At 42.7% G+C, this 8408-nt stretch carries 4 protein-coding genes and 1 pseudogene; 1 reads left to right on the top strand and 4 read right to left on the bottom strand.

The features are described 5' to 3' along the window. From NATSA_RS15020 to NATSA_RS15010, 3 genes and pseudogenes are all read right to left on the bottom strand, one after another. Nucleotides 1-247: pseudogene (locus NATSA_RS15020) on the bottom strand (IS3 family transposase); the annotation flags it as partial. Nucleotides 248-267: 20 nt separating this feature from the next. Beyond that, nucleotides 268-561 carry a transposase gene (locus tag NATSA_RS15015; protein ID WP_210513439.1) on the bottom strand — a complete coding sequence of 98 codons (294 nt, stop codon included), beginning with the start codon at nucleotides 559-561 and terminating at the stop codon, nucleotides 268-270. Between the two features lie 136 nt (nucleotides 562-697). Next, nucleotides 698-1384: a hypothetical protein gene (locus tag NATSA_RS15010; protein WP_210513438.1), complete on the bottom strand. Its 687-nt coding sequence runs from the start codon at nucleotides 1382-1384 to the stop codon at nucleotides 698-700. 185 nt (nucleotides 1385-1569) lie between these two features. Between NATSA_RS15010 and NATSA_RS15005 the strand changes: the two genes are divergently transcribed. After that, on the top strand, nucleotides 1570-4602 hold the full coding sequence (locus tag NATSA_RS15005) for a S8 family serine peptidase (RefSeq protein WP_210513437.1): 3033 nt from the start codon (nucleotides 1570-1572) through the stop codon (nucleotides 4600-4602). Nucleotides 4603-4714: 112 nt separating this feature from the next. On the opposite strand, the gene NATSA_RS15000 is transcribed toward NATSA_RS15005, so the two are convergent. After that, entirely contained in the window at nucleotides 4715-8365 is a 3651-nt protein-coding gene (locus NATSA_RS15000; RefSeq protein WP_210513436.1) for a GLUG motif-containing protein, read from the bottom strand. Nucleotides 8366-8408: the final 43 nt, after the last annotated feature.

Below are 8408 nucleotides of genomic sequence, written 5' to 3'. Positions count from 1 at the left end.
CGCGCATCAATCGCCGAAGTCTTTTGCGGGAGATGATTTCTCCCAAATCTTCCAGAAGGGGTTTCAAACGCCGTGTGCCGAACGAGCGGAACCGCTTGTTGCTGCGCAGATCCCGAATCAAGCCGACAATCTCGCCATCACGGCTGGATCTGTCCGTGTTGTTTCTGCGTTTTCGCCAGCTGTAAAATCGGCTTCTGGTGACTTCCATGACTCTGCAAAGGCTTGTAATCGGAAATTGCTCACTCATTTGATCAACAAAACGGTATCTCAACGTGAGCGAGGTACAAAGATACCGACGGCCTTTTTTAGAATGGCGTTCTCCTGTTCCAGATTTGCCAGTTTCCGTTTCAGTTCAGCCATTTCCTTGTCCCGGGGAGTGCCACTGCCGGGAAAAGCATTCTCAGCATCGTTCTTATATCTTTTCACCCATTTTCGAAGGATACTTTGATCAACACCCAAATCTCTGGCCGTTTGCATGACATCTCCGGAGGCCAGAGCCAATTCCACAGCCTGTTGTTTGAATTCAATGGGGTAGGTTCTGCGGGGTTTGTTTTCTTTCATATTAGACACCTGGTTTTGTGGTATTCCAAGATACCGTTTCTGTTGGTTATTTCAGGTGTCCTGCTTTAGGGTACCACATCACATCGTTATGTGACTAACGAACAAAAAGCTAAATTCTGCAAAATAATTACTGCTCTTAAAAAGGAACCTGTATTTGAAGCTCCGGATATTTTGTTGCATTTTTTTCAAAAGATCTGAGTGAAGATACTCCGATTCCCATTTTAACTTTTGCATTATGGTACTCAACTGAGTGTGCTGATACGATAAAAATATCATAAGTTGCACGACCAACATGGAAAGCTAATCCGCCAAGCTGCATTACCCGTCCAATGCCCTGCAGATGTTGATCATCATATTCGTTCAAAAAGGAACCTGTTACCAAAAATGCCAGGCTTAATGAGCGAATAATGACACCTGTACCAATGATTCCCCAGTCATTTGCATAAATACTGCCGGCTGAAGGTCCAATCACGGATCCTGAAGCAAACAAAATCATGGATGCTATGCTTTGGTCTGATAATTTCCATCCGGTGGATGCAACCCGTGACAATCCTACTGGAGCCGCTGTGAATACCAATGAGTGAATCCGTGCTCTTGACTTGCTCTTCAGGCCGGTTGCATTTTCCATATAGCCGCTTGAGCTCATACCTTTGGTCTTCATTGAAATGCCAGGAATGTCATGATCCGGAAGTGAATTAAAAGAGCTGCAGGCTATACTCTTTGGTGGAATTACCAATATTATAATTGCCGAAACCATTAAAATAGTAATGATTTTCTGTGCTCCTTCATGAATAAAATGTTTTATATGGGGATGGTGTTCCAAGCTAATTTCTGGTGATAAGCTTTGTTGCGATTGCTATCCAATGTGATTGCTTGTTTGATGTTACCCAAACGGTACCAAAAGTGCAATTCTGATCGTTTTTCATGTTAGCTTCTGTTTTTTTACATATACTATTGGAATGTGATATCGCAAAAACCCATAGTACTTGCATCAAGTACATGTAATTTATGAGATTCCCAGCCATCCCCTTTCTGATTTTCTTATTCCTCTTTATGGTTGGGATACCTGAGTTAACCGAAGGCAAAATACCGGATAGTGAATATCTTCCCGGGCAATTGATGGTCAGGGTTGAACCGCAAACCGATTTCAACAAGGCTGCTACATCAAAAGAATATGCATCAGCAGAAAGGCTATTTCCATCATCGCTGCAAAACATGTTAGATGACTATGACCTGATTTCAGCAAGACCCGTTTTTGGATCGGCAGCTCTTTATGAGCTGCATAAGGAGCATATTTCAAATGGTAAAATTTCTCAGAAGTCTCTTGAAATGGCTCATGCGCTGCAACATACTTACAGCATCAGGTTTGGGTCCGGAGATGACCCGAAGACCCTCTCCTCCAAATTGGAAAATGAACCCGGGGTTATATATGCTGAACCACATTATGTCCACAAAACCGCAGAATTTGTAACTCACCAGACATATCTTCCAAACGATCCGTATATAGGATCCGAGGGTCATAATTATTTCGATTATCTGAATTTAAACAGAGCCTGGGCTTTACAAACAGGGTCTCCTGATGTGGTCATAGCTATCATTGACTCAGGAGTCTATTATGACCATCCGGATCTGAAGGATAACCTATGGCGTAATCCGGAGCCCGGGAGAGCCAACGATTTTTTTGATGAATTTGAAATTTCCAACGACACTATAGGATGGAACTTCTGGGAATCCGGGGATATATTCTCGGATGAAGCCCCGGTGCAGAATGCCGATCCCGTCGGAAACTACAGTACTCATGGAACCCGGGTTGCCGGAATTGCAGCAGCCGTTACAGATAACGGCATTGGAATGGCCGGAGTTGGATTTCAAACCCGTTTTATGCCTGTGAAGGCCGGTGGAACCAAAAATTATCCCAACACTATAGCATTCGCATATCATGCCATTATTTATGCTGCCATAAACGGTGCCGATGTCATCAACTGCAGCTTTTACGGCTCAGACAGATCACGTTTTGGCGAAGACGCCATTGCATTTGCTATGGAATCCGGGTCAGTGGTAGTCGCCGCCATAGGAAACAAAGGTGTTGAGACCAATGACTCCTATCCTGCTCTTTTTGATGACGTCCTTTCAGTCGGTGCGGTAACTGACCAGTTTGACGATAAACTTGCTCATTTTTCAAACTTCAGCCGAAAACTTGATGTAGTTGCTACAGGCAAAAATATTTTAGGTACAACATTTGAATATGATGAGGAATTGCAAAACTGGACACCCGGATTTACAACTTCAAACGGTACATCTTTTTCAACTCCCATGGTTAGTGGCCTCGCCGCTTTAATCAAAGCAGAACACCCGGATTGGCCGCCTCAGCAAATAGCCAACCAGATTCGAGGTTCGGCCCGATCAATTTATCATGCTAATCCCAACCCTGAATTCCTTGGAAAACTGGGAAATGGCGTTATTGATGCGTACGACGCACTGACCAAAGACGTTCCGGTTATCAGTTTTACCGATTATCACTTTACTAAAGACGGAGAACAAAAAATTAATACCGGGCAAACCGGTACTCTTGTCGTAGAAGGAATTCATCTGGGTAATGATTCTCCCGAGTTACATTTCCGGCTGGAATCCCTTCAAACCGGAGCTTTGGTGCTCAATGAAGTCGCAACAAAGAATAATCTTGGACCCGGTGAGCGTTTTTCCATCGAATTTACGATTTCAATTGAAGACGATTACCAGCTTGATATTGTCCCTCAATTTCGGTTAACACTTTCCACGGATGACCTGGATCATGACAGGTATGAAATTGAGCATTTTATCGAGTATGAAGAGTTGCTATATGGTGTACTTGAAAATAACAAGCTTACTGTCTCCATTCCGCCTGATGGAAGCATTGGTTTCATGAATGCCAAGGGCCGGTATGTTGGTCTTGGTCTTATTCCGGACATATATGAAAATGTATTGTCAGAAGCCGGGTTGATGATTGGGGGATTCCGGGACGGAGAAAAAGTAGTAATAAATCAAGTGCGTGACAGTACCGGAATTTCACGTCATTTTCATCCTGTCAAAAACACCTATACTGATCTTCACTCAGACTTGCGAAATGCATACAAGGCAACGGCCTCCTTTGCATCATACGGGCATCCGAAAGCTAATGATATCAGTATTGAATTGGAGGCAATAACTTCACATACATCTACTATAGACCAAACACTGCTTCTGATCTACCATGTTAGAAATAACAGTGACCAATTGTACAGTGACTTGCATTTCGGGGTATACAACCATTGGAAAACCGGGAATTCAACAGGCCATCGCACAGATTTCGATTCAGAAAATCACGTTTTATACACATCTCCTGAAAATGGACGACCCTATGTCGGGGTATCCGTTGCTGGGGATCTTGCCAGTGCCCTTGCAATAGACAATCAATCCGGGATGACCTTGTCCAGAGCAGAGGACAGATCAGACAGTCTTCGGTTTGGAACAAAATGGGATCCCTACGATGAGCAGTACGATGGATTTACTGATCCTGAAAAATTTCTGGCACTTACAGCAGGGACCGATCGCACGGGCATCAGTGCTGAGGACATCTCCACAGTTATAAGCACCGGCCCGTACACGCTGTACCCTCAATCGGTAGTAACGGTAGGATTTATTTACGGATGGGGGAATACATCCGGAGAGCTATTGAAACAGATTTCCAATGTCAAAGAAATGGATTTATGGGAAATGAAGGATGATCCAGGAAAATACTCCCGTACCGGAAAAGTTGCTGATGAGATTACGCTGCACCCTCCTTTTCCGAATCCGTTCGATGAGAAGACCACCATTCGGTTTGACTTGACGGAGTCCGGACATGTTGACCTGCGTGTTTATAACATGATGGGAGAACGAGTTACAACGTTGGTCGATGGGACTCGTGAAGAGGGACCTAACTTTGTGAACTTTGAAGCATCCAGTATCGCCAGCGGATTGTATATAGTCGTATTGCGAGCAGATGGGCGTACACAATCTCAATTAGTCACACTAATAAAATAAGTACATTTGATTAGTCCCATTGATGTGATTTTTATTGATTACCGGACTCCCAGTATCATCATCTCAACCTGGGTAGTGGTTTTCTTAAGCAATACCTGCCGGAATAATCTTCCTACTTCACATACATCATAACTCTCGATTTGCTGAATTCATCGGTCATAATTCTGTATATATACATACCACTTGACAGGCCGGTAGCGTCAAATGTCACGGTATGATGTCCTGCTTGTTTGTGTTCTCCACTAATGAGAGTAGCCACCCTTTCACCAGTTACTGTGTAAACTGTAAGTTCGACATTAGCATCTTGAGGCAAACCGAACCGAATAACGGTAGCTGGATTAAACGGATTCGGGTAATTCTGTTCGAGTCCAAATTCCTCAGGCACCTCTTGTTTATCGGCATAGGTATCTTTTTTTGTAGTACCAGTCAAAGAGATTTCTGTTTCTGAATTTTCTGGATCATTACTTTGAATTACCAACGACCCTTCGTATTCTTCACCCATTTCATCTGGTGAAAATGTAACTTCAACATTTATAGTATCTCCGTAATTCAGAGTTAGGTTATTAATATTTGAATGATCATTGCTAAATATTTGAGCTGGATCAGTAGAAATCTCAGTGATTTCCAGAGGACCCAAGTTATTATTATATAGCTGGACGGATTTTGTTTCTGAATCACCCACAGCCACTTCACTGAATTCTAATTGAGTGGGACTATAACCTAGCTCCGGATCAGACGCTTGCAAATGTTCCGTTAGTTGAATGTCCCGGTCAAGACCCTGCAATATAGGATAACCGCTAACTCCATCGCTAATATTCAACATTTTCCATACCTCAGAGAAATCCCATCCAACATCCGTGAATGTGGACTCGGTTTGCATTTCAGCTGTTTGCTTTGGTGTACCAAGATGTCTGAATATTTGTGAAGTTTCTACATCCCAAAAGCTATCTTCTATAATTTCTCCAGAACCAACCAAACCGCCAACATTGACTGTGTTACTCTGTCCATCAACCTTGCCCGTAGAGTATGAGTTTTTTATTAAAGCGCCACTTGAAGCGAGTCCGACCAACCCTCCGATCTGTCGATTACCAACAATACTGCCAATAGCATACGTGTCAATTATTAAGGCATCATTGGTAACATATCCAACAATTCCTCCGACATTCCTGTCTCCCGAAGAAACGATCTCTACATTAGACCAACTTTTTGAAATTTCCATGCCAAAATCTCTTGCTGATCCAACCAAACCACCAATATTAACATCCCCTCCAACACTTATATTTCCGGTTGCATAAGTTTTTGTCAAATTTGATTGATCAATTCTGCCAGCAATGGCCCCCACATGGCTATTTGCGATAATATCGACATCTAATATTCCCAGATTTACGATTTCAGCTGAATTAATGTACGCAAATAATCCCTGGTAGTTACTATTAGGTCGGTTTATAACGAGGTTGCTGATCGTATGACCTTGTCCATCGAAGGTTCCCGTGAAAGGACTATCGCTCATATCACCAATCGGCTGCCATCCGCCATCGGAGTTAAACGTTTCATAGCCTGGAGTACTCTCATCAAGATCATTTTCAAGTAAATAATCTCCGTCAAGCAGATCTCGCACTTCATTTAAATCATACCAATCTGATATTCGAACTACTTCAGGTTGATTGTTTATCAGAAAAGGATAACCATTGTTCAATAATGATATGATTGACCATATATTCGCAAAATCCCATCCCGCATCAGTAAATGTAGATTCCTCTTTCATTTCTTCCGTAGTCAAGCCTGTTCCACCATCGCTGATATCGGTTCCTGAAGTCTCAGTATCCCAAAAGCTATCCTCTACGATATCTCCGGCACCTACTAATCCGCCGATACTATTTCCGGTTCCTGAGACTTCAGTTGTAGAGTAAGAGTTTCTTATAGTACCACCATTGGATGCCAGTCCCACCATTCCGCCAACCTGATCATTACCAATAATAATTCCATGAGTGTAGGAATCTGTAACAATAGCGTCAGCAGTCAGATACCCAACCAACCCGCCTGCATTTCTGTCTCCTGAGTGCTCGATGTCGACGGATGCCCAGCTTGAAGAAATTTCCATCCCATCATAGCGAGCAGAACCAAACATGCCACCAATGTTCAAAGTACCATCTGAACTAATCTTCCCGCGGGCATGGCTATTTGTAACAAGTGATTGATCAATTCTTCCAGCTATGGAGCCGATATGGTTATCACCGGTTATTTCAACTTCCACACCAAGATCCGATATCTCCGCTTTATCTATATAGGCAAAAAGGCCCAAATATGTTTGTTCCGGCTGATCAATAACCAAGCCGCTGATAGTATAGCCTGCACCGTCAAAGTTGCCCGTAAATGGATTATTGCTGTAGGCACCTAAGGGGTCCCAGCCTTCATCGGAATTGTAGTCATGATATCCTTCAGTTTGCTGATCCAAATCAGATTTGAGAATATAATCTCCTTCCAAAAAATCACGAACATTGCTAAGGTCATGCCAGTCATAAACTGAAAAAGGCGCTGTATCTTCGGCGATGAAGCTTTTAACATCACTTTCTACAGATTCTCCGTTTTCAGTAACAACAACTTTGAATTCATACTGGCTGCCATTTGTCAAATTTTCCAGGACATGATGGAAATTTTCGGAATCGTATACAGTTTGAGGCGCCGTGGTTTGCCATGATGGTTCATCATCAGGCTCATAATCCGTTTGAATAACTTTAGTATGCTCATCAAAACCACCAACAGAAATCCATTCTTTGTTCAAATGATCCCTGAACCGGGTGGTTATAGTAGTAGTCCCGCCTCGGGCAGTGACCGTCATAAACACACCCCCGCCTGTTGGATCTAAAAGGCCGCCAGGACTAATATCCACAAAATCATGATTCATGTAATTTTCTTCCATTGACCAGGTGTGACGATGACCGCGATACCATATTAAAATGTTATAATCATCCCATTCATCCTGAAGCCATCCTCTTCTGTCTTTATCCCAGATATCAGGACCGTCGTCATGGGCCACCTCATACATACGTCTTAAACCTTGATGTGACATAAGAACAGTCGGAGCCTGCGGGTCTGATTTTAACTCATTATGAAGCCAATCGTTCTGATCCTGTTTCAGGTTTTTTTCTGTTTGATATCCTTGTGTGACATCTCCACCATTCCACATACCATCATCAGAAAAAGCAAGAAAACGTACTCCACCCAGGTCTTTATTGAAATAAACCCTATCCATTACACGCTCACCCGTTCCATCTCGATCGAAGTCATGATTTCCAATGACATAGGTCCAGTCATGATCCAGATTGTCCATTGCATCTACAAAAGGTTCTACAAATTGTGGGTCATCTTCAACAAGGTCACCTAAAATGATTGCATAATCTGATAAACCCAAATCATTTACATCCTCAACTGCATCTTGTAAATAATCCAACTCAGCCAAGTCATCTGTTCGGCCAATGTGTGTATCAGCACCAATCCACCACGTTTCCTGAAAATCTATACCTATCTCTCGATATTTGAACTTAACCTCTACACTATCGCCTGTTGTCATACCACTTATCTCACCACGTAGTACAGCTGATGAATCTGTAATTTGTGTGGCATCATTGGCAGTCAGAGAGATCTCTGAAGAGATTCCAGAAGCTTGAGACGTTTCCATGTTAGTTTCAGTAGATGCCGGCAAGGCAGCAATTACTAAGATGACCAACAAAAAATGCAGATATTTTTTTGATATGAAAGACATGGCAGTTGTGCTGATAGGTTATTTATTAGTAATTATCCGATAA

This window comes from Natronogracilivirga saccharolytica (assembly GCF_017921895.1).
Lineage (GTDB): Bacteria > Bacteroidota > Rhodothermia > Balneolales > Natronogracilivirgulaceae > Natronogracilivirga > Natronogracilivirga saccharolytica.
Note: the sequence above shows the minus strand (reverse complement) of the source record. Positions and strands in the feature narration are given on the sequence as shown.